The following is a 20,737-nucleotide window of genomic DNA, read 5'->3' on the forward strand; positions in this document are numbered from 1 at the left end:
ACACGCCGATGCGGGACCGCCGCGCGGTTGCAACCGCGCGTTGCGCGCGGGCTATCTCCGCGATCCGGCCGCCGCCAGCAAGGACCCCGCCGCGACCATCGCCGCGCCGATCCAGAACACGCCGGGCAGCGGCGCGCTCAGCAGCACGGACGCGAACAGCGCCGACAGCAGTGGCGTCGCGTTGGCCGCCAGGCCGAGCAGATGGATGTTCCCGCGCAGCACGCCGATGTTCCACAGCGTGTAGGCCAGCGTCACCGCCGCGCTCGCCAGCACGACCTGGATGACGACATGCGCGGACCAGGTCATCGGCGGCCGGTCGCCGTCGAGCGCATGGCAGATCCAGAACGCCGCGGCGCTCAAGGCCATGAAGAACCAGAGGCCGTTCCTGCCTTGGGCCATGAACTTCGTGCAGGTGCTGTACAGGGCCCACACGATCGCACCGATGAAGGCGAGGCCATAGGACAGCGGATTCGCCGCGGCGTTGTGGAAGAAGCGGCTCAGCGACAGGCCTTCCGGCGGTGACGACGCCGTCACCACGCCGGCCAGCGCCAGCGCCAGGCCACCGAGCATCAACGCGTTGAGCCGCGTGCGGCCGGCGACGGCGGAGCACAGCACCGTGAGGCTGGGCCACAGGTAGTTCACCATGCCGACCTCGATCGCCTCGTGCCGCGTGCGCGCCAGTCCGAGCGCGAGGACGAAGCACAGCTCGTAGGCGACGAACAGCGTGGCACCGATCCACAGGTAGCGGCGCGGCAGCTCGCGCAAGGAAGTACGCGTGGGCAGCAGGAGCAGCGCCGCGGCGGTGAACAGCACCGCCGGCGCGCCGGTCCGGCCGAGGAACTCGATCGTGCTGCGGTTGACGCCGACGGAGGTGCTCCAGAACAGGATGGCGATCAGGCCCAGCGCGGTGGCGGCCTTGGAGACTTCAGACTTCGACATCCAGTGGATCAACCTTCGCAAATCTTCCCGGCGGCATGCCCACCTGCCGCGTGAACGCCACCCCGAACGGACCGACCGCGCTGTAGCCGACGCGCTCGGCGATCTCCGCGATCGACAGCTCGCGCTGCCGCAGCCATTGTTTCGCGAGCGCCATGCGCCAGGCGAGCAGATATGCCATCGGCGCGACGCCGACCGCACGGCTGAAACGCTCGAAGAACGCGGAACGCGACATCGCCGCCTCCTTCGCGAGCTCGGCCACCGTCCAGGGATGCGCCGGTGAACCGTGCATGCGGCGCAGCGCCAGCGCCAGCTTCGGGTCAGTCAGCCCCTGCACCAGGCCCGGCGTCGCGGCGGTGCTCGAGGTCGCACGGAAAGCTTCGATCAGCAGCACCTCCAGCAGGCGGGACATCACGATGTCGCGCGCGGGCCGGGCCGCGCGGGATTCATCGCCGACAAGCTGCACCAGCGTCGACAGGCGGCTCTCGCCGCGCACGTGCACCCACTGCGGCAACAGCGAGACCAGCAGCGCCGCGTCCGGCGAGCCGAGCACGCAGTTGCCCACGAGCATGCGGACGTCCACCGCGCCCGCCGGATCACCGACTCGCGCGCCGCCGGGGATCGCCGCGATCGGCGTGGTCACGCGCTCGCCCTCGCGCGGCGGCTGTCGGTCGAGGCTGGACGTCGCAAAGCCGCGAGCGGCGGGGATCAACGCGAAGTCACCCGCGCGCAGCGTCATCGTCTCGCCCTGCGCCGGGCCGTCGACGGTCAGATGGCAGGCGCCTTCGAGCACGGCGAAGTAGAACGGCCGGCCGGTTTCGCTGCGCCGCACGGCCCAGGGCGCCGATGCGACGACAAGCTTGGAGAACGGCGCTTGTGGCCGCAGCAGGGCAACCACTTCGGCCAACGGGTCGACCATCTGGACGATCTCGACAAAGGAATGGACTTCGCAGTGTAGTCAGTCCTGTCCTTGCTCCCTATCGTCTGGGCATCGTCAATCCGAAGGAGTTCCTCGATGCCCATGACTTCCACGCCTCAGACCGTTCTGATCACCGGCTGCTCTTCCGGCTTCGGCCTGGAGACAGCGCGCTTCTTCCTCGATCAGGGATGGCGCGTCGTGGCAACGATGCGCGCGCCGCGCCAGGACCTGCTGCCGGGTTCGGATCGTCTGCGCGTGCTGCCGCTCGACGTGACCGATGGCGAGAGCATCCGTCGCTGCGTCGAGACTGCCGGCCCGATCGGCGCGCTCGTCAACAACGCAGGCGTTGGCCTGCTCGCGCCGCTGGAAGGCGTCGACATGGAGAGCGCCCGCGCGCTTTACGACACGAACGTGCTGGGCACCATCGCGATGACGCAGGCGGTGCTGCCGCAGTTCCGGGAGCGGCACGCGGGCGTGGTGGTGAACGTCACGTCGAGCGTGACCCTGAAGCCGCTGCCGCTGCTGTCCGTCTACACGGGCAGCAAGGCCGCGGTGAATGCGTTCACCGAATCGCTCGCGTTGGAGCTGGCACCGTTCGATGTCCGCGTGCGGCTCGTGCTGCCGGGCCGGTCGCCCAGCACGAGCTTCGGTGAGAACGCGCGCAAGCTGATGCCCGTCGACGTGCCCGAACCCTACAGGGCGTTCCGCGATCGGGTCTTCGCCGCGGTGCGCGATGCGTCGACACCGGTCACGCACGCGCGGGACGTGGCCGAGGCCGTCTGGCGCGCGGTGACGGATCCGCAAGCGCCGATGCGGATTCCGGCGGGAGCCGACGCCGTGGCGCTCGCCGCGTGAGCGGCATCACCTGCTCGGCTGATAGACCCTCACATACTCGACCTCGTACCCGATCGGAAAGATCCCGTCGTCGATCTCCCCACCGAGGTCCCCGCCGATCGCGAGGTTGAGGATCAGGAACTGCGGCTTGTCGAACGGCCATTGCGCCGTTCCCTGCGCCAGGTTCGGATACGCCGCGTGCACCTGGCCATCGATGCCGAATCGGATCTCCTTCGGCGTCCACAGCATCTGGTAGTTGTGGAACGCGTCGCACGCCGTCGCGAGCTTGCGCCCCTGCCCGACCCCATGTCCGCCATGGCCTGAGCTCGTGTGCACCGTGCTGAAGACCCAGTCCGGCTTGCGTCCCATGTGCTCCAGGATGTCGAGCTCGCCCGCCGCCGGCCAGTCCCCCTGGCTGCCGAGCATCCAGATCGCCGGCCAGGTGCCCTTGCCGCAGGGCAGCTTCGCGCGGATCTCGAAGTAGCCGTAGGTCCACTCCGCCTTGCCCTTCGTGATCAGCCGTGTCGACGTGTACTGCTGGCCGCCCCAATCCGGCCGCGAGGACAGCGCCTCCTTCCTCGCCGTGATCACGAGCCGGCCGTCCTTCACCGCCGCGTTCTCCGCGCGCGGCCCGGCGTAGTACTGCTTCTCGCGGTTGTGCCAGCCCTGCTTGTTCATGCCGGTGTCGTAGCTCCACCGGCCCTCGTCGGGCAGCCCGGCCTGGTCGAATTCATCCGACCACACCAGCGAGTAACCCGACGGCACGCCGATCGGGCCGGACGCCGCCCCGCCCTTCCCCGTCGCCGTCTGCGCGATCGCGCCGCCACCGTCGATCGTGAGCGCCGCCAACAGCGGCACGGCAGCCAGGTGCCGTGTCAATCGTTGCTTCATGAAGTCCCTTCCCATGCCTCACCGCTTCGCGCGGCGCTCCAGCAGCTGCGCGGCGTCGGCAAGCGCCGCCTTGATCGTCTTCTGCCCGCGCAGCACCTTGTCGAGCTCGGTCTGCACGACCTCCTCCGCGAACTTGTTCTGCTTGTGGACCGGCAAGGCCGTGATCTTCAGCGCGTCGTCGCGCCAGAGCAGACGCGCCCGCTGTCCGCCGAGGAAGTCCACTGGCTCGCTGAAGAACGGGTCCTCGTGCACGTCCCTCAAGGCGGGGAAGGCGTCGTAGCTCTTGAACGCCTGCAGCTGCCGTTTCGGATCCAGCGTCATCAGCTGGATGAAGCGCCACGCCAGCGCCTTGCGCGACGGCGAGGACTTGCGCGCGATCGCGTAGAAGGTCCCGCCATACGGCACATGCGCGCCGCCCGGCAGCGACGACGCGCGCCACAAGCCCTTGGTCTCCGGCGCGATGAACGCGTTGAGCTGTCCGACCAGCCAGGCCCCCGACAGCTCCGTCGCCAGGCGCCCCTGCTTGAAGCCGGCGCCCCAGTCGTTGGACCACGCCGGCACCTTTGCGTCCAGCCCCTTCTGCCGCGCGCGCAGCGCGACCTCGAAGGCGCGCTCGAAGCGCGGCGAATCCACCAGCACCCGCGAATCGCCGTCGAAGTAGATGCCCTCGCCGGGCCGCAGGCCATCGGCGATCAGGATGTCCTTGATCTCCTGCACGTTGGCGATCAGGTACGCGCCCGTGCCCGCCTTGATGCGCTCGCCCGCGGTGACGTAGCCGTCCCAGCTGCGCGTGAGCTCTTGCGCCGCGACGCCCGCGCGCTCGAGGACGTCCTTGCGATACAGCATCGTGCCGGGCCCGATATCGGCCGGCACGGCGACCACCGCGCCATTGCGCGCGATCGCCTGGTCATAGGCATAGGGCACCAGCCGCGGGCGGAACGCCTCGATCCCGAAGGGCGCCTGCCGCAGGTCCTCGAGCCCGCCGCCCTGCGCGAAGCGGCCGACGAAGCTCGACTCCAGCGCCATCACGTCCGGCAGGCCGACCGCCGTCGACAGCGCCGTCGTCATCGCCGTGTGGTGGTCGCTGTACTGCCGCATCAGGATGCGCAGCTCCACGTCCGGATGCATCACCTGCCAGGCCGGGATCGCCGCCTTGGCGATCTCGTCCATCAGCGGGAACGCCGCGATGGTCAGCACCTCGCGCGGGCCCGCCAGCGCCGGCACGACCAGCGTGCCCGACCACGCCGGCGCGGTCAGCGCCGCGAGCATCGCCCGCCGGCTCGGTCCCGTTCGCGCAACTCGCGGATCGTCCTTCGCGCCTTTCGCGCCGTTCGCGCTCGACTCGGACATCCGGCTCTCAGCGCGGCAGCACGTAGGTGGCGATGCTGCGCGGCGGCAGCGACACGACGCCCGCCACCCCGTCGATGCGCAGCGTGAAGCGATGTGCCCGGTCGCTGCGGTTCATCACGACCGTGGCGACGCTGCCGTCCTCGTTCACCGCCGCCGTGCACTCGAGGTCCTGGCTGCTGGCCGAGCACAGCACCCGCCGCGCCCCGGGCTTGATGAAGCGGCTGAAGTGGCCGAGGTAGTCGTACGAGCTCTGCGGCATCAGCCGGTTGTGCTCGCGGTCCGCGAGCATCGGCGCGCTGCACAGGTTGCCGACGTGGTTCGGCCCGCCGGTCTCGTCGAGCAGCAGGTTCCAGTCGATCCAGCCCACCGTCCAGCGGTTGAGGTCGTTGATGATGCTGCGCGCGTAGCGCTCGCCGGTGAGCCACGAGCCGATGTGCGGCCCGCCCTCCTGGCAGCCCTCGGTGAACAGCAGCTGCTTGTCCGGGTAGGCGTCGTGCAGCAGGCCGACGTGGTCGAAATGGTCCTCGACATACCAGTGGAAGCCGCAGCCCCACACGTACTTCGATGCCTCGGGATCCGAGTACACGACATCCGCGCGCTGCACCATCTGGTCGCGGTTGTGATCCCAGACGACGATGCGGATGCGCTGCAGGCCCGCCGCATGCAGCGCGGGGCCGAGGTGGTCGCGGACGAAGTCGCGCTCCTCCTCCGCGCTGTAGACGCAGGAGTCCCAGCGCTGTACCGCGTCCGGCTCGTTCTGCACCGACACGCCCCAGATGGGCACGCCTTCGGCCTCGTAGGCCTGGATGAAGCGCACGAAGCACTGCGCCCATGCCTTCGCGTACCGAGGCAGCAGCTTGCCGCCGTTGTTCATCTCGCCGTTGGACTTCATCCAGGCCGGCGGGCTCCACGGCGAGACCAGCAGCTTCATCGGCCCCGGCGCGACCTTCATCGCCGCCTGGATCATCGGCAGCAGCGCGCGGCGGTCGCGATCGATGTTGAAGTGCTCGAGCGCCTCGTCGCCGGGCACTTCGGCATGCGCGTAGTTGCCGAGCGAGAAGTCGCAGCTGTTCATGTGCACGCGGTTGAACGTGTAGCCGTGGCCGGCGTTGACGTCGAAGTAGGCATGCAGCAGCGCGTTGGCCTCGGCCGGCGGGAGCTTCTGCCACGTGGTCGCGGCCGCCTCGGTGAACGCGCCGCCGAAGCCCTCGATCCGCTGGAAGCGCTTGGCGCTGTTGACCACCACCTTGGACATGCCCGCCACCGCGGCATCGGCCATCAGCCGGGCCACCGGCTGCAACGCCAGCTCGGGCTGCGCCGCCAGGCGGGTGGCGTCGGCCAGGCTCGCGCCCTTCGCGGACAGCGTCCATTGCAGCGGCACGGACGCGCCGGCCGAAGTTGTCTCCGTCATGGGAATGCCTCTCGTGCTTGTCGAATCAGCGCGCTTGAAAGCGCTTTCAATCGGCGAGCATAGAGGCAGTTGGCAAGGCGGTCAAATCCCTCGGCCGTGCCACAGCACCATCAGCCGCTGCAGTCCGCAGAACAGCCCCAGCAGGGCGCCGATGACGATGCGCGTCCACCAGGAACTCAAGCTGCCGTCGAACAGGATCAGCGTCTGGATCAGGCCGAGCATCAGCACGCCGGTGAGCGCGCCCAGCACATGGCCCGTGCCGCCGCTGAGCAGCGCGCCGCCGATCACGACGGCGGCGATCGCGTCCAGCTCCAGTCCCTGCGCATGCAGGCCGTAGCCGGACAGCGTGTAGACGCCGAAGAGCACGCCGCCGAGCGCCGCGCACAGGCCGCTGAGCGCGTAGACGCCGATGCGCGTCGCGGCCACCGGCAGGCCCATCAGCCGCGCCGAGCCCTCCTGCCCGCCGATCGCGAACACGGCGCGGCCGAAGGGCGTCGCGCGCGACACGGCCACCGCCAGCGCGAGCACCACCAGCGCGCAGACGGCGCCGGGCGTGATCTCGCCGAACGGGCCCAGCGGCCAGCGCGCCTGCGACCAGGCGGTGAGCGCCGGATCGGCGATCGGGATCGAATCCAGGCTCAGCAGGTAGCACAGACCGCGCGCGAGGAACAGGCCCGCCAGCGTCACGATGAAGGGCGGGATCGCGAAGACATGGATCACCGCGCCCATCAACCCGCCGAAGGCCGCGCCGCCGAGCAGCAGCAGCGGCACCAGCAGCGCGGGAGGCAACCGCGCGCGCTCGACGCCGAGTGCGAGCAGCATCGTCGTCAGCGCGACGACCGAGCCCACCGACAGGTCGATGCCGCCGGACAGGATCACGAAGCTCATGCCCACCGCGACCACCAGCAGGAAGGCGTTGTCGATCAGCAGGTTCAGCAGCACCTGGCTGCCCAGCAGACCGGGATAGGCCGCCGCGCCGCCCAGCGTCGCCACGACCAGCAGCGCGACCGAGGCCCAGCTCGGCAGGTCGCGCGCATGCACGAGAGCGCGCGCGTTCATGCCGAGGCTCCGTGGCGGCGGTCGCCCGCGGATCGCCGTGTCCGAGGGCCACGGCGCTCGCGCCAGTCGCGCCACACCGGCGCCTGGCTGATCGACACGGCGAAGACCACGGCCGCCTTGACCACCAGCGTCACCTCGGGCGCGATGCCCAGCGCGTAGATGCTGGTGGTCAGCGTCTGGATGATCAGCGCGCCCAGCAGGCTGCCGCGCAGGCTGAAACGCCCGCCCAGCAGCGAGCTGCCGCCCAGCGCGACCGCCAGGATCGCGTCGAGTTCCAGCAGCAGGCCGGCGTTGTTGGCGTCGGCGCTCTTGATGTTGGCGCTGATCATCAGGCCCGCCAGGCCGGCGCACAGCGCGCAGGCGATGTACAGCGCCAGCAGCAGTCCGGCGGCCTGCACGCCGGCCAGGCGGGCGGCGGCCGGGTTGGCGCCGCTGGCCTGCACGAACAGGCCCAGCGCGGTCCGGTGCTTCAGCAGCCCGAACAGCGCCGCCACGCCCAGTGCCAGCCAGGGCGCGAACGGCAGGCCGAGCAGGAAGCCGCCGCCGAGGAAGAAATAGGGCGCGTGATAGATCGTGATGATCTGGCCGTCGGTGATGAGCTGTGCGATGCCGCGGCCGGCCACCATGAGGATCAGCGTCGCGATGATCGGCTGGATGCCGCCCGCGACCACCAGCAGGCCGTTGAACAGGCCGCAGAGGGCGGCGGCGCCGAGCGCGCCCAGGAGGGCCGCCGTCATCGGCATCGCCGCGCCGTCGCGCGTGACCAGCGACGCCGCGACCGCCGCCGCGATCGCCACGACGGCGCCGACCGAGATGTCGATCCCACGCACGGCGATGACCAGCGTCATGCCCATCGAGACCACCATCAGCGGCGCCGCGCGATTCAGGATGTCGATCAGCGGCCCGTAGGCATGGCCGTCCTGCCAGCGCAGGCTCAGGAACTGCGGGTTCAGCACCGCGTTCAGCGCCCACAGCGCGAGCAGCACGCAGGCCGCGTGGCGCGCGCCGGCGTGGTGATCGGCACGATGTCGGGCGGCGCTCATGCGGAGTGCTCCGCGCCGGCCATCACGCGCAGCAGCCGTTCCTCGGTCAGGCCGCGCGCGTCGAACTCAGCGACCTGGCGGCGCTCGCGCAGCACGGTCACCCGGTGGCTGGCGCGCAGCATTTCGGGCAGTTCGGAGGAAATGAAGATCAGGGCCATGCCCTGCCGGCACAGCGTCAGCACGTCGTTCATCAGGTCCTGCTTGGCGGCGATGTCGATGCCGCGCGTGGGTTCGTCGAGGATCAGCAAGCGCGGCGCCGTCGCGAGCCAGCGCGCGAGGATGGCCTTCTGCTGGTTGCCGCCGGAGAGCAGCCCGATGGGCGTCTCGACGTCGGCGGTCTTGATGCCGAGCTGGGTGATGAAGCGCTGGGCCAGCTCGCGCTGGGCGGCGGCGGACAGCGTGCGGAAGATGCCGCGGCGGGCCTGGAGCGCGAGGAGGATGTTCTCGCGCACGGAGAGCTCGGCGACGATGCCGTCGACCTTGCGCTCCTCGGGGCAGAAGGCGATGCCGGCGCGAACGGCGTCGCGCGGGCTGCGCAGGCGCAGCGGGCGGCCATCGACGCGGATTTCGCCGGCATCGGCGCGATCGGCGCCGAAGAGCAGACGCGCGGTTTCGGTCCGGCCGGCGCCGAGCAGTCCGGCGAGGCCCAGTACTTCGCCGGCGGACACTTGGAGGGTGATGTCCTCGACCGCGCCGCGGCGGCCCAGCCCCAGGGCGGCGAGGATCGACGGCCGCTGGCCCTCGCCCGCAGGCGGGCTTTGGGGCGAGAAGAGTGCTGCACCGCCATCGCCGCTGGCCCTCTCCCCCGCCCTCTCCCGCAAGCGGGCGAGGGGGTCAGACGATCGGGCGCCGCCCGTATTACCCCCTCGCCCCAGCGGGGAGAGGGAGGGGAGAGGGGGCTCGTGCCACAGCGCTGCTGCCCTTCGAAGCACCCCCTCTCCCCTGCCCTCTCCCCCCTCGCGGGGGGCGAGGGAGTTGGTAAGCAGCAGCGTTTGCGGGAGAGGGTGGGGGTGAGGGCCAGCGGCGGTGGAAGTACTCAACGCCCGCCCCAGCATCAGCGTGACGAGTTCCATCCTTGGCAGCTCCGCCGCCAGCCGCTCGCCGACGAACTCCCCATTGCGCAGCACCGTGAACCGATCCGCCACCGCGTACGCCTGATCGAGGAAGTGCGTCACCATCAACACGGCAACCCCTTCCTCGCGCAGTTGCCTGATCTTCCCGAGCAACCTCACCGTCTCCGCCTCATCGAGCGATGACGTCGGCTCATCAAGCACCAGCACCCGCGCCCGCTGATGCAGCGCCCGCGCGATCGCGATCATCTGCTGCACCGCCACCGGATGGTCGCCAAGCGGCCGCCGCACATCGGCCTCGATGCCCAGCCGCGCCAACGCCGCGCCTGCCTCCTCTCGCACCCGCCGCCAATCGATCGCCACCCCTCCCCAGCGCTTCGGAAACCGTCCCGCCAGCACGTTCTCCGCGACCGACAGGTTCGGACACAGCTGCACCTCCTGATGCACGACCGCGATCCCCGCCCGCTGCGCCTCCAGCGGCGATCGCGCCACAAACGCCGCGCCGTCGAGCACGATCTCCCCCGCGTCCCGGTCCTGCACGCCCGTGAGGACCTTGATCAGCGTGGACTTCCCCGCGCCGTTCTGCCCCATCAGCACCTGCACCTCGCCGGCGCGCAGCGTCAGCGCCGCGTCCACCAGCGCCGGCACGCCGCGAAAGGCCTTGGCGACGCCGCGCGCCTGCAGCACCGGCGTCATCAGTACTTCCGCTTGGGCAGTTCCCTGGCCGCGACCTCGGCCGGGAACACGCCCTCCTCGGTCACGATGCGGCGCGGCACGGTCTTGCCCGCCTTCAGGTCCTTCACCGTCTGCATCAGCTGCGGCCCCAGCAGCGGGCTGCACTCGACCGTCACGTTGAGCTTGCCCGCGACCATCGCCTGGAACGCGCCCTTCACGCCGTCGATCGAGATGATCAGGATGTCCTGGGCCGGCTTCAGCCCGGCCTCCTCGATCGCCTGGATCGCGCCGATCGCCATGTCGTCGTTATGCGCGTACAGCACGTCGATGTCGCGGCCCTCGGCCTTCAGGAAGGCCTCCATGACCTCCTTGCCCTTGGCCCGGCTGAAGTCCCCTGTCTGCGAGCGCACGATCTTCAACCGCGGGTCGGTCCTGATGCCCTGCTCGAAGCCCTTCTTGCGATCCAGCGCCGGCGCCGCGCCCACCGTGCCCTGCAGCTCGACGATGCGGATGTCCTGGTCCGCCGGCCGGTCCTTCACGCGATCCACCAGCCAGCGCGCCGCGCGCCGGCCTTCCTCGACGAAGTCCGAGCCCATGAAGGTGACCCACAGGCTCTGGTCCGTCTCCTGCACCGTGCGGTCGGTCAGGATCACCGGGATGCCGGCCGCCCTGGCTTCTCTCAGCACCGTGCCCCAGCCCGTCTCCACGACCGGCGACAACGCGATCACGTCGACCTTCTGCGCGATGAAGGCGCGCAGCGCCTTGATCTGGTTCTCCTGCTTCTGCTGCGCGTCGGCGAACTTCAGCTCGATGCCGGCCTCCTTGGCCGCCGACTTGATCGACGCCGAGTTGGCGGTGCGCCATTCCGACTCCGCGCCGATCTGGGAGAAGCCCAGGACCAGCTTCTTCTCCGCGGCCAGCGCGCCAGGCATGGCGTCCCGGCCGCCGAGCGCCGCGATCGCGGCAGTCGACAAGGCACCGAGGACGAGACGGCGGCGCGAAGCCGGACGAGCGTGACGCATGGGAACTCCTTCGTGGTCAATGCGCGGGGATGGCGGGCGGGAGGCCGCTGGCCCTCACCCCTGCCCTCTCCCGCAAGCGGGAGAGGGAGTTGAAGAGAGAGCACGAGCGCGCTCAACCGGCCCGGCAGGCGCAGTGGGCCCGCCCGCGCCGTTGGTGCGGCGGGGCGGCCGAAGTGGTCCTCAGTCCTTCGCGTTGGAACTCAGCGGCGGCGCTTGTCGTCCGACGGAATCAGCTTGCGTTCAGGCAAGCGGCCGCTTCACGCGAGCACCCCGGCGCCGTCGGAGGCGGCGCAGACATGCACCTCGGCGGCCCGGCCATCGGGCGAGCGGTAACCGCGTTCAACCGCGGCGCGGATCTCGCCGACCATCGCGCGCGGCGCGAGCGCGATGACGCAGCCGCCGAAGCCGCCGCCTGTCATGCGCGCCCCGCCGTGGTCGCCGATCACCTCCTGCATCAGCGCGGCCAGCGCGTCGATGGCGGGCACCGTGATCTCGAAGTCATCGCGCATCGACCAGTGCGACTCGCGCATCAGGTGGCCGATCGCGGCGAGATCGCCGCGGCCCAGCGCGTCGGCCAGGCCGGCGCAGCGGCGGCTGTCCGAGATGATGTGGCGCGCGCGCCGGCGCACCACCAGGTCCAGCGTGCCGCCCAGGCGCGACCACAGCGCGTCGTTGACGTCGCGCAGCGCCTTCACGCCGAGCCCGCGCGCGGCCGCCTCGCATTGCTGGCGGCGCAGGTTGTACTCGCTGTCGACCAGGCCGCGCTGGATCTTGGAATCGACGACCAGCACGGCCAGGTCCGCCGGCATCGGGATCGCGCGCACCGCCAGCGAGCGGCAGTCCATGAGCAGCGCATGGTCCTTGACGCCGAGCGAGGACGACAGCTGGTCCAGCACGCCGCAGCGGCAGCCGGCGTAGACGTTCTCGGCGCGCTGGCCCGCGAGCGCCATCGCGGCCGGCGCCAGCGTCCAGCCGTTGAGCGCCGACAGCGCCTGGCCGACCGCCATCTCCAGCGAGGCGGACGAGCTCAATCCCGCGCCCTGCGGCACGTTGCCGGCGATCGCCAGCGTCGCGCCGCCGACGGCATGGCCCTGCTCGCGCAGCACGGCGACCATGCCCTGCACGTAGCGCAGCCATTGCGGGCTGGAGGCCACGTCGGCGGCCTCGCCGATGCGGAAGCGGCCCAGCGCGCCGCCGCCCGCGCCGGCCCCATCCGGCAGGTCGCAGGCCAGCACCTCCACCACGTCGTCCTCGCGCGCCGCCGCGGCGACGACCGTGTCGCGGTCGATCGCGCAAGGCATCGCGAAGCCCTCGTTGTAATCGGTGTGCTCGCCGATGAGGTTCACGCGCGCGGGCGCGCGGCTCATGCGCTCGGCGGCGCGGCCGAAGGCACGCCGGAATCCCTCCGCCGCGCGATCGCGCGGCGGGGTCGAGGACATCTGGCTCATGCGCCCTCCGATGCGGCGGCGCGGCGCGCCTGCCGGTAATGCACGGTGTCGCTGACCTCGCGCAGCCGCTGCGCGGCGGTCTCGGGCGTGAGGTCGCGCTGCGCCTCGCCGAGCATCTCGAAACCGACCATGAACTTGCGCACCGTCGCCGAGCGCAGCAGCGGCGGATAGAAGTGCGCGTGCAGCTGCCAGTGGGCATGGGCCGCGTCGTCCGGACGGCCGGCGCCATGCGGCGCGCCATGCCAGCCCATCGAGTACGGGAACGAGCACTGGAACAGGTTGTCGTAGCGCGTCGTCAGCCGGCGCACGGCCTCGGCGAGGTCGTCGGCCTGCGCCGGCGTCATCGCATCCAGGCGCAGCGTGTGCGCCTTGGGCAGCAGCAGCGTCTCGAAGGGCCAGGCGGCCCAGTACGGCACGACGGCCACCCAGTGCGCGGTCTCGACGACGAGGCGCTCCTTCGCCGCCAGCTCGTCGCGGACATAGCGCACCAGCAGCGGCTCGCCGTGGCGGGCGAGGTAGTCGCGCTGATGGACGTCGGCCCGCAGCGCCTCGTCCGGCAACTGGTCCAGGCCCCAGACCTGCCCATGCGGGTGGGGATTGGAGCAGCCCATCGCCGCGCCCTTGTTCTCGAACACCTGCACCCAGCGGTGACGCGCGCCCATGTCCGCGGATTGTTCGATCCAGGCCGTCACCACGGCGCGCAATTCGGGCAGCGTGAGTTCCGGCAGCGTGCGCGCATGGTCCGGCGAGAAGCACAGCACGCGGCATTCGCCGGCCACCGGCAGCGACTGCATCAAGTCGGCGCCGTCGACATCCGGCAAGGCGATGCGATCCTCGTCGCCCTGCGCCGGCTGCAGCGCCGCGAAGTCGTTCGTGAAGACGAAGGGGCCGGTGTAGTCCGGGTTGCGCTGGCCGTTCGCGCGGGTGTTCCCGGCGCAGAGATAGCAATCCGGGTCATGGGCCGGCAGCGGCGCGTCGTCGAGCGCCTCCTGCGCGCCCTGCCAGGGGCGCTGGGTGCGATGCGGGGAGACCAGCACATGGCCGCCGGTCAGCGGGTTGCGGCGGCGGTGGACGCGGCCGGGACGGTCGGCGCGTTCGCCTCGTCCGTCGTGGGATGCGGAGTTCATGCCGGGCATTATCGCGAATTCAATTGTTAGTAATGATCGGACCTTCCCCCATGACCTCGGAGGACGGAGATGCTCCGCATAAACTCGCGAATCTTTTCGGGGGAACGCGCGATGGTGGAGGTCTCGGGCAGCCGGATCCTGATGGTGGAGGGCGATGCGGCGCTCGCGGTGGCGAAGGCGCTGGCCTCGGACACGCGGCAGGCCCTGCTGGGCCTGCTGACGCACCAGGTGCTGAACGTGTCGGAGCTGGCGTCGGCGATGAACCTGCCGCATTCCACGGTCAGCTTCAACATCAACCAGCTGCAGGCGGTGGGACTGGTGTCGGTGGAGGTCGAGCCCGGCACGCGCGGCCAGCAGAAGCTCTGCTCCAAGCGCTACGACGAGGTCCGGCTGCGGCTGCCCGGCGCGGCGATCGAGTCGCAGCCCAACGTCATCTCCATCAGCATGCCGATCGGCAGCTACCGCCACGTCGAGGCCAAGCCCACCTGCGGCCTGGTCAGCGAGACCAAGATCATCGGCATGCTGGACGACTCGCGCTCCTTCTTCGAGCCGGAACACGTCTACGCGCAGTTGCTGTGGTTCGGCGGCTCGGGCTACGTCGACTATGCCTTCCCGAACAACCTGCCTTATGGCGCGGTGCCCAGCCATCTGGAACTGTCGATGGAGATCTGCTCCGAGGCGCCGCAGTTCAACGAGGACTGGCCGTCGGACATCACGCTGTGGATCAACGACCAGGAGATCGGCACCTGGACCAGCCCTGGCGACTACGGCGGCAAGCCGTCGCTGCTGATGCCGAGCTGGTGGCAGGTGGACCGCACGACCCATGGGCTGCTCAAGCAATGGAGCGTGGGGGAGACGGGCTCGATGATCGACGGCGTCGCGCTGGGCGCGGTGAAGATCGCCGACCTGGACCTGCCACAGACCAACCACATCAAGGTCAGGCTGGGCGTCAAGGACGACGCGCGCAATCGAGGCGGCCTCAACCTGTTCGGCCGCAAGTTCGGCAACTACCCGCAGGACATCGTGATGCGGATCGCGTTCGACTTCCCTCGCGGCCATGGCCCGGATGCGCTGGACAACAGCAAGACGGCATCGGCCTGCGCGGCGCGCCGGCCGCCGCGCGAGGTCCGCTGAGGCGTCCAGGCGCAGAGGCGTCGCGGCCGGAACCCTGGCCTAGACCGCGATCGCGTCGAACGGAGTCGCCGGCTTGGTCTCCGGCCACAGCGCCAGTCCGCCGGCCAGGCTGAAGGCCTGTCCATGGCCGAGGCGGCGCAGCGCCCGCGCCGCCTGCGCGCTGCGGTTGCCGCTGCGGCAGAAGAAGACCACCGGCGTGCCGGCCGGCAGTGCTCTCCAGCGTGGCAGCGCATTGACCAGCGTCGACAGCGGCACCGACTCCGGCGCCAGCTCCTCGGTCGGGCTCAGTCTCGCCTCGTAGGCCTCGCGGACGTCCACCAGCACCGGCTTCGGGCCCACGCCGTCGCACAGCAGCGCCTGCAGGCCGGCGACGTCGAGCTCGACGCGCTCCGCTGCCCGCGCGCAGTCCACGCGCGCGCCGCAGGCCATGGTTTGGTATTCGGTGGGCGCGAGGTCGCGCTCCAGCGCGGCCTTCTCCATCGCGAAGGCCTCGACGCTGAGCCGGCCCTTGAGCACGCCCTCCAGCAGCGGCTGCGCGCCGCACTCCACGCCCAGCGTCGTCGCGAAGCGGTCGTCGTAATCGTGGCCCGGCAGCAGCAGGCCGTCGGCGCCGACATGGCGCTCCAGCGTCTTCAGCGACGCGCCAAAGGCGCTCGGCGCGCTCTGCGCGAAATCGCTGCGGCCCAGCGCGCCCGGCATCACCGTATCGCCGACGAACGCCGCGACCAGCGCGTCGCCGGTGTGCAGCAGGTAGGCGGTCGAATCCTCGGTGTGGCCCGGCAGCGCGAGCCGTGTCAGCCGGTGGCCGCCGAGCACGATGGCCTCGGCCCCCGTCGGCCAGCCCAGCCCATCGACGCGATCCGCCGTCGCTGCGCCATCGAGCAGGCCCAGCATCGCGTCGCGCAGCGCCTGCGCCGACGAGGCGTGATCGCCGTGGCTGTGCGTATCCAGGATCGCCGCCAGCGTCAGCCCGCGACATCGCATCCATTGCGCCAGCGTGCCGGTGAGCTCCGGCAGCGGATCGACCACCACGCAGCGTTGGCTGCCGGCATCGGCGACGACGTAGCAGCAGGCGCCATCGACGACGAAGCGCGTCACCCGCTCCGGCGCCTGGGGCGTCTCGCCGGACGCCGGCACCTGGCAGGTCGCGCGCAGCGACGCGCCGCAGGCGCGCAGGCGGCGGCAGGCTTCGTCGATGGTGGCCTGGGCATCGGCGGCACCGAAGGACAGCCGCACCGCCGAGGCCGCTCTGGCCGCCGGCACGCCCATCGCCTGCAGCACATAGCTCGGCTGCGCCTTGGATGCGCCGCAGGCGGAGCCGCCGCTGACGCGCAGGCCGGCGGCGTCGAACAGGTCGAGCAGCAGCTTCGCGCTCAGTCCCGGCACCGACACGTTGAGCGTCGTCGGCAGGCTGATGTCGAAGGGAGCGTTGAAGACGACGCCGGGGAAGGCCTCAGTGAGCGCATCGGCCAGGCGCTGGCGGCGGTCCAGCAGTTCGCCCAGCGAGGCGAAGGTGCCGCCCTGTTCGAGCGCGTCCAGCACCGCGCCCAGCGCGGCGATGCCGGCCATGTTCTCGGTGCCGGAGCGCAGCGCGCCTTCCTGTCCGCCGCCGGCCAGCAGCGGGGTGAAGGGCGCGCCGTCGCGCACGTAGAGCATGCCGACGCCCTTTGGCGCGTAGAGCTTGTGACCGGAGAACGGCGCGTAATCGATCGCCCGCTCGCCGAGCAGCAACGGCAGCTTGCCCAGCGCCTGCACGCCGTCGACCAGCCACAGGGCGCCGGTGCCGCGCAGCGCGTCGGCGATGCTGTCGAGGTCGCTGATCACGCCGGTCTCGTTGTTGGCGGCCATCGTGCAGACCAGGCCCGCCGTGCTCGCCTGCGCGCGCAGCCAGCGCAGGTCGTGGCGGCCGTCGAGACCGACGGGGATGGCGGCGATCTCCAGGTCCAGGCCCAGCAGCGCGTTCCAGTGCTTGAGGGCCTCGGGAACGGCCTTGTGCTCGGTGGCGCCGTACAGCAGGCGCGGCGGGATGGCCTCGCCCGCCTCGCGGCGCTGGCGCAGCGCCGTCAGCGCGGACAGGACGGCGGTCTGGATGCCCTCGGTGGCGCCGCTGGTGAAGAGCAGCCGGCCGCTGGGCGCGCCCAGCACGCGGCGCGCGGTGGCGCGCACCTCATCGAGCCGGGCGCGCGCCTTGAGGCCGCTGCCGTGGATGCTGCTCGGATTCCCGAAGGCCTGCGCCATCACGGACAGCGCGGCGTCGCGGGCCTGCGGCAGGACAGGGGTGGTGGCGTTGGCGTCGAGATAGATTTCCATGGCCAGCGATTGTCGGAACCCACCCGTGGAATCCGCATGCAAAATCCGCCTTTGCATAGCCGATTTCGGCAATTGGATACCAAGGACTGATGAAATGGCGAAACTGGATTCCATCGACCGGAAGATCCTGGCGGCCTTGCAGCAGGACGCCTCGATCCAGGTCAGCGACCTGGCCGCCGAGGTGGGGCTGTCGACGACGCCCTGCTGGCGCCGGGTGCAGCGCCTCAAGGAAGCCGGGGTCATCACGCGCAACGTGATGCTGGTGGATCCGCGGAAGGTGAATGTGGGCGTGACGGTGTTCGTGTCGGTGCGGACCAGCATGCATTCGCAGGGCTGGTTCGAGCAGTTCCGGGCGGCGGTCGAGGCGATTCCCGAGGTCGTCGAGTTCTACCGGATGAGCGGCGACGTGGATTACCTGCTGCGCGTGGTGGTGCCCGACATCGCGGCCTACGACCAGGTCTACAAGCGGCTCATCGCGGGGACGCAGCTGTCGGACGTCAGCTCCAGCTTCGCGATGGAGGAGCTGAAGTTCACGACGGCGCTGCCGCTGTCCTACATCGACTGAGCGCCTGTGGGGCCGTCGCGACGACGGCCGTCGATTCCTTCGTTTTCTCCCTGCCGCCGTGAATGCAAGCATGAGCGGGAACTAGCAAACGCTGCTCAGTTCATCGGGCCGGCGGCCTGACTCCCATTCAGGATCCGGGATCCTCCACCCGGATCGATCGACGCGCAGGTGCCATTCATTGGTGCCATTCCGGCTCGGTACGGCAAGCCGGGTTGCACGACGCGCGCCGGAAAGTCCATCCCGCTTCGCCCTTGCTGGCGACAACCCGAGCGCTGCGCAGACTGGCTGCATACCCGTCGGGTATCGCGCAGTCGGACTGGGCGCGTCGCACACCAGACCGTGTTGATCTGAAAGAGAGACTTTTCATGTCGATGCAAGAACTGACCCTGGAAGAAATGGACTTGGTCTACGGCGGCAAGGGCTCCGTGGGGAAGATGGCGAATGGATGCACCACCACCGGGCAGGCGGCGTATGGCGCCGCGGCCCAAGGCTACGGCTTGCTTGCCGCCACCGCCGGCTGCATGGTCGGCGCTTCGCTGGGCTATGCGGGCGTCGGCAGCGCCGGCCTGACCGTCGCTGGGCTCGCCATTGGTGCTGGATTCGGCGCCTATGGCGGCTCGTCCAACAACCCGACGGCGGCCAACTATGAGAACTCGTTCGATCGGCTGGACTCTGCACGCCGCATGAGCGCCACGTGATCGCTGGACGTTGAGCTCACCCCGCCGGCGGGCCAGCCATTGGCCGGGCCGCCGGCATCCCCTCTCCGCATTTGAAATTCCCATGAAGCCACAGTTGAATACCTTGCGCTTGTCCGCCTGGCTGCTCCTGCTCATCTGCCCGCTGCAGTTCGCGTGGGCCCAGCCCGTCTGGGAACTCCGTTTGGGCGATCGCACCGTGTCGCTGATCGGTGCGTTGCCGGTGGGCGGCCCCGACGAGGTCCTTTCGCCCGCCGCTCAACGCGCGACGGCGGGTGCCGACGTGCTGTTGCTGGAACTCATCTCCAACGCCGTCATCGCACGGACCGAGCCGACGTACCGGCCCACGTCGACGAACGCCCCTCTCCCAGCCTCCCCGGTGCAACCCGAACTGCTCGAGGACTGCGCGACGCGCGAACCCGATGTCACGCTCGGGCGAGAGTCCTGGGACATCCACCTTCAACGCACGGTGTGCGCGCAGGCGGCCGCGAGTGCGCTCGGTCAGTCCCTCGGCAAGGGCACCGAGGCCCTGGTCCTCACGCACTTCGGCGCGCCCGGGCGTCGGCCGATCTTCGGCTTGGCGTCCTATGTCGAGTGGCTCGACTCCCTGCAACGAGTGCCGCCGGCCGACATGGCGAGCGACTATCGACGAGACATGCCCACCGTGGCGGGCATCGACAAGCTCTTGCGAGCCCATCGGCTCGCAGCCCGACAACCCGATGACGAGGCGCTCTCAGCCCTCCTGCATGACGAGCAGTACGGCCCCGAAGCCACGCCGTCGATCACGAAGGCCACCGTCGAGGAATGGAACGACCTCCTCTTCAACCGCCTCGAGGCCCGCCTGCGGCAGACCCCGGGCTGGCAGCGGCAGATCACCGTCGTTCTCTCGCCAGATCACATCCTCGGGCCGACTGGCTTGCTGGCACGGTTCGCCGCTCAAGGGCACCCGCATCGTCGCCTCGCCGACTGATCACCATCTCAACCAGCGCCGCCCGGCGATCGCGCCCAGCGCTGCCGTCAGCCCCATGCCCAGCACGTACCAGATCGCGACGAAGGGGGCGGCCATCTCGGGGCAGTGCAGCGAGTAGACGCAAGCCCCCACAGCGCCCGCGAGCCAGCCCGCCGCCGCACCCGTCAACGCGGGCCGCGTCGGCGCCAGGCCCCGCAGCGCCCACAGCAAGGCCACGCCGATCGGCAGCGCGGTCGCCGTGACGTTGAACACGCAGGTGCGCCAGGTCGCGCCCAGCACCAGCGGCGCGCGCGCCGCCGGCTCCGCCATCCACAACACCGCCGCCGCCCAGATCCACAGCAGCGACACCGGCAGCCACACGCCCAGCCACCAGCCGCCCATGCGCACGCCCGGATGCCCGAGCCGGAACACCACGATCAGCCCCGTCGCCGCGACCGTCAGCGGCATTGCCACCTTCTGCCAGAACGCCGCCGTGCCCATCACCGCCGCCAGGTCGGCGCGGATCCCGTAGGCGCCCTGCACCCACGCCAGCGCGAGCGCCACGCCGACCATCAGCGCGAGCGCGAAGCGCCGTTCGCCGGCGTGCGCCGGCACCGGGCCGGCCTCGCGGGCCAGCAGGCCGATCAGCTCGTCCGTCTTCATGTCATGTCCTTCCATAGCCGCGCCAGCACCTTGAGCCCGCGGTGCACGCCCACCTTCACCGCCGACTCGCTCATGCCGGTCAACCGCGCCGTCTCCTGCACCGACAGCCCTTCCAGCTTCGTGTGCAGGATCGGCAGCCGCTGATTCGTCGGCAACTGCTCCAGCATCCGGCCCAGATCCCTCCGCGCCTCGCCCGCCTCGTGATCGGCGCTCGCGAAGACCGCCAGGTCGTCGTCCAGCGGATCGTTCAAGGCGTCGTGGCGCTCACGCCGGCGCCACAGGTCGACGAGCTTGTAGCGCGCCACCGCATGCACCCACGCCGTCAGCGGCTCGCCGCGCCGGTAACTCTGGCGCTGCGTGTGCACCGCCATCAGCGTCTCCTGCACCAGGTCCTCGACCTCGTCCGGCAGCTGCTGCAGCCGGCGGCGGAAGTACCCGCGCAGCAGGGCTCCCAGGCGTTGCAGGAAGCGGTGGTAGGCCGCCGCATCCCCGTCCAGCCCGGCGACGAAAAGGTCGTGCAGCTCATGCTCGGTCGCGATCACGGGATCTATTCGTGTCATGGGGTCGGAAGGTTACAGCGGCCCTTCAAAAAATATTTGATGTGTTTTCTCGTGCCGCTGTAACCCCGGGCGGATC

At 70.4% G+C, this 20,737-nt stretch carries 19 protein-coding genes; 5 read left to right on the forward strand and 14 right to left on the reverse strand.

The features are described from left to right. Positions 1–51 precede the first annotated feature (51 nt). Together yddG and ACEN96_RS24340 are read right to left on the reverse strand one after the other, a co-directional pair. On the reverse strand, positions 52–939 hold the full coding sequence (gene yddG / locus ACEN96_RS24335) for an aromatic amino acid DMT transporter YddG (RefSeq protein WP_495585598.1): 888 nt from the start codon (positions 937–939) through the stop codon (positions 52–54). Continuing rightward, complete coding sequence (locus ACEN96_RS24340) at positions 926–1,855, reverse strand: AraC family transcriptional regulator (RefSeq protein WP_495585599.1); 930 nt, start codon at positions 1,853–1,855, stop codon at positions 926–928. The genes yddG and ACEN96_RS24340 overlap by 14 nt, the downstream gene beginning before the upstream one ends. Positions 1,856–1,957: 102 nt before the next feature. On the opposite strand from ACEN96_RS24340, the gene ACEN96_RS24345 reads away from it, so the two are divergent. Continuing rightward, positions 1,958–2,710 carry an SDR family oxidoreductase gene (locus ACEN96_RS24345; RefSeq protein ID WP_495588677.1) on the forward strand — a complete coding sequence of 251 codons (753 nt, stop codon included), beginning with the start codon at positions 1,958–1,960 and terminating at the stop codon, positions 2,708–2,710. Between the two features lie 6 nt (positions 2,711–2,716). Here ACEN96_RS24345 and ACEN96_RS24350 read toward each other — a convergent pair whose 3' ends face one another. The 9 genes from ACEN96_RS24350 to ACEN96_RS24390 form a co-directional block, all read right to left on the reverse strand. Then, on the reverse strand, positions 2,717–3,580 hold the full coding sequence (locus tag ACEN96_RS24350) for a glycoside hydrolase family 16 protein (RefSeq protein WP_495585600.1): 864 nt from the start codon (positions 3,578–3,580) through the stop codon (positions 2,717–2,719). Between the two features lie 18 nt (positions 3,581–3,598). After that, complete coding sequence (locus ACEN96_RS24355; RefSeq protein ID WP_495585601.1) at positions 3,599–4,849, reverse strand: ABC transporter substrate-binding protein; 1,251 nt, start codon at positions 4,847–4,849, stop codon at positions 3,599–3,601. Positions 4,850–4,937: 88 nt separating this feature from the next. Beyond that, the gene (locus tag ACEN96_RS24360) at positions 4,938–6,341 is read right to left on the reverse strand and encodes a glycoside hydrolase family 30 protein (RefSeq protein WP_495585602.1); all 1,404 of its coding nucleotides are present in this window, start codon (positions 6,339–6,341) and stop codon (positions 4,938–4,940) included. Between the two features lie 81 nt (positions 6,342–6,422). Next, positions 6,423–7,400, reverse strand: coding sequence for a galactofuranose ABC transporter, permease protein YjfF (gene yjfF, locus ACEN96_RS24365; RefSeq protein WP_495585603.1), 978 nt, complete (start codon positions 7,398–7,400; stop codon positions 6,423–6,425). Continuing rightward, on the reverse strand, positions 7,397–8,443 hold the full coding sequence (locus tag ACEN96_RS24370) for an ABC transporter permease (RefSeq protein ID WP_495585604.1): 1,047 nt from the start codon (positions 8,441–8,443) through the stop codon (positions 7,397–7,399). The genes yjfF and ACEN96_RS24370 overlap by 4 nt, the downstream gene beginning before the upstream one ends. Further along, on the reverse strand, positions 8,440–10,209 hold the full coding sequence (locus ACEN96_RS24375; protein WP_495585605.1) for a sugar ABC transporter ATP-binding protein: 1,770 nt from the start codon (positions 10,207–10,209) through the stop codon (positions 8,440–8,442). Before ACEN96_RS24375 ends, ACEN96_RS24370 begins: the two co-directional genes overlap by 4 nt. Continuing rightward, complete coding sequence (locus tag ACEN96_RS24380) at positions 10,209–11,210, reverse strand: ABC transporter substrate-binding protein (RefSeq protein ID WP_495585606.1); 1,002 nt, start codon at positions 11,208–11,210, stop codon at positions 10,209–10,211. The genes ACEN96_RS24375 and ACEN96_RS24380 overlap by 1 nt, the downstream gene beginning before the upstream one ends. A 257-nt stretch (positions 11,211–11,467) precedes the next feature. Next, positions 11,468–12,658, reverse strand: coding sequence for a galactokinase (gene galK / locus ACEN96_RS24385; protein ID WP_495585607.1), 1,191 nt, complete (start codon positions 12,656–12,658; stop codon positions 11,468–11,470). Further along, a complete protein-coding gene (locus ACEN96_RS24390) occupies positions 12,655–13,785 on the reverse strand; it encodes a UDP-glucose--hexose-1-phosphate uridylyltransferase (protein ID WP_495585608.1) in 1,131 nt (376 codons plus the stop codon). The genes galK and ACEN96_RS24390 overlap by 4 nt, the downstream gene beginning before the upstream one ends. Positions 13,786–13,896: 111 nt before the next feature. On the opposite strand from ACEN96_RS24390, the gene ACEN96_RS24395 reads away from it, so the two are divergent. Beyond that, positions 13,897–14,919, forward strand: a complete 1,023-nt coding sequence (locus ACEN96_RS24395) for an ArsR/SmtB family transcription factor (protein ID WP_495585609.1) — start codon at positions 13,897–13,899, stop codon at positions 14,917–14,919. Between the two features lie 39 nt (positions 14,920–14,958). Here ACEN96_RS24395 and ACEN96_RS24400 read toward each other — a convergent pair whose 3' ends face one another. Next, entirely contained in the window at positions 14,959–17,229 is a 2,271-nt protein-coding gene (locus tag ACEN96_RS24400; protein WP_495585610.1) for an aminotransferase class V-fold PLP-dependent enzyme, read from the reverse strand. 103 nt (positions 17,230–17,332) lie between these two features. On the opposite strand from ACEN96_RS24400, the gene ACEN96_RS24405 reads away from it, so the two are divergent. The 3 genes from ACEN96_RS24405 to ACEN96_RS24415 all read left to right on the forward strand — a co-directional run bounded on the left by ACEN96_RS24405 (position 17,333) and on the right by ACEN96_RS24415 (position 19,459). Continuing rightward, a complete protein-coding gene (locus tag ACEN96_RS24405) occupies positions 17,333–17,794 on the forward strand; it encodes an Lrp/AsnC family transcriptional regulator (RefSeq protein WP_495588678.1) in 462 nt (153 codons plus the stop codon). Positions 17,795–18,159: 365 nt separating this feature from the next. Continuing rightward, positions 18,160–18,492, forward strand: coding sequence for a hypothetical protein (locus ACEN96_RS24410; RefSeq protein WP_495585611.1), 333 nt, complete (start codon positions 18,160–18,162; stop codon positions 18,490–18,492). An 82-nt stretch (positions 18,493–18,574) separates the two neighbouring features. Then, a complete protein-coding gene (locus ACEN96_RS24415; protein WP_495585612.1) occupies positions 18,575–19,459 on the forward strand; it encodes a hypothetical protein in 885 nt (294 codons plus the stop codon). On the opposite strand, the gene ACEN96_RS24420 is transcribed toward ACEN96_RS24415, so the two are convergent. Both ACEN96_RS24420 and ACEN96_RS24425 read right to left on the reverse strand, forming a co-directional pair. Next, positions 19,460–20,101 (reverse strand): NrsF family protein, encoded by a 642-nt coding sequence (locus ACEN96_RS24420; protein ID WP_495585613.1) that lies wholly within the window; start codon positions 20,099–20,101, stop codon positions 19,460–19,462. After that, the gene (locus tag ACEN96_RS24425; protein WP_495585614.1) at positions 20,098–20,643 is read right to left on the reverse strand and encodes a sigma-70 family RNA polymerase sigma factor; all 546 of its coding nucleotides are present in this window, start codon (positions 20,641–20,643) and stop codon (positions 20,098–20,100) included. Before ACEN96_RS24425 ends, ACEN96_RS24420 begins: the two co-directional genes overlap by 4 nt. Positions 20,644–20,737: the final 94 nt, after the last annotated feature.

This window comes from Roseateles sp. Mitsp63, from assembly GCF_059491535.1.

Bases quoted from the DNA above. Each gene is read 5' to 3' on its own strand.
- yddG (WP_495585598.1), bottom strand. From the start codon at position 939: ATGTCGAAGTCTGAAGTCTCCAAGGCCGCCACCGCGCTGGGCCTGATC.
- ACEN96_RS24340 (WP_495585599.1), bottom strand. From the start codon at position 1,855: ATGGTCGACCCGTTGGCCGAAGTGGTTGCCCTGCTGCGGCCACAAGCG.
- ACEN96_RS24345 (WP_495588677.1), top strand. From the start codon at position 1,958: ATGACTTCCACGCCTCAGACCGTTCTGATCACCGGCTGCTCTTCCGGC.
- ACEN96_RS24350 (WP_495585600.1), bottom strand. From the start codon at position 3,580: ATGAAGCAACGATTGACACGGCACCTGGCTGCCGTGCCGCTGTTGGCG.
- ACEN96_RS24355 (WP_495585601.1), bottom strand. From the start codon at position 4,849: ATGCTCGCGGCGCTGACCGCGCCGGCGTGGTCGGGCACGCTGGTCGTG.
- ACEN96_RS24360 (WP_495585602.1), bottom strand. From the start codon at position 6,341: ATGACGGAGACAACTTCGGCCGGCGCGTCCGTGCCGCTGCAATGGACG.
- yjfF (WP_495585603.1), bottom strand. From the start codon at position 7,400: ATGAACGCGCGCGCTCTCGTGCATGCGCGCGACCTGCCGAGCTGGGCC.
- ACEN96_RS24370 (WP_495585604.1), bottom strand. From the start codon at position 8,443: ATGAGCGCCGCCCGACATCGTGCCGATCACCACGCCGGCGCGCGCCAC.
- ACEN96_RS24375 (WP_495585605.1), bottom strand. From the start codon at position 10,209: ATGACGCCGGTGCTGCAGGCGCGCGGCGTCGCCAAGGCCTTTCGCGGC.
- ACEN96_RS24380 (WP_495585606.1), bottom strand. From the start codon at position 11,210: ATGCGTCACGCTCGTCCGGCTTCGCGCCGCCGTCTCGTCCTCGGTGCC.
- galK (WP_495585607.1), bottom strand. From the start codon at position 12,658: ATGAGCCAGATGTCCTCGACCCCGCCGCGCGATCGCGCGGCGGAGGGA.
- ACEN96_RS24390 (WP_495585608.1), bottom strand. From the start codon at position 13,785: ATGAACTCCGCATCCCACGACGGACGAGGCGAACGCGCCGACCGTCCC.
- ACEN96_RS24395 (WP_495585609.1), top strand. From the start codon at position 13,897: ATGGTGGAGGTCTCGGGCAGCCGGATCCTGATGGTGGAGGGCGATGCG.
- ACEN96_RS24400 (WP_495585610.1), bottom strand. From the start codon at position 17,229: ATGGAAATCTATCTCGACGCCAACGCCACCACCCCTGTCCTGCCGCAG.
- ACEN96_RS24410 (WP_495585611.1), top strand. From the start codon at position 18,160: ATGTCGATGCAAGAACTGACCCTGGAAGAAATGGACTTGGTCTACGGC.
- ACEN96_RS24415 (WP_495585612.1), top strand. From the start codon at position 18,575: ATGAAGCCACAGTTGAATACCTTGCGCTTGTCCGCCTGGCTGCTCCTG.
- ACEN96_RS24420 (WP_495585613.1), bottom strand. From the start codon at position 20,101: ATGAAGACGGACGAGCTGATCGGCCTGCTGGCCCGCGAGGCCGGCCCG.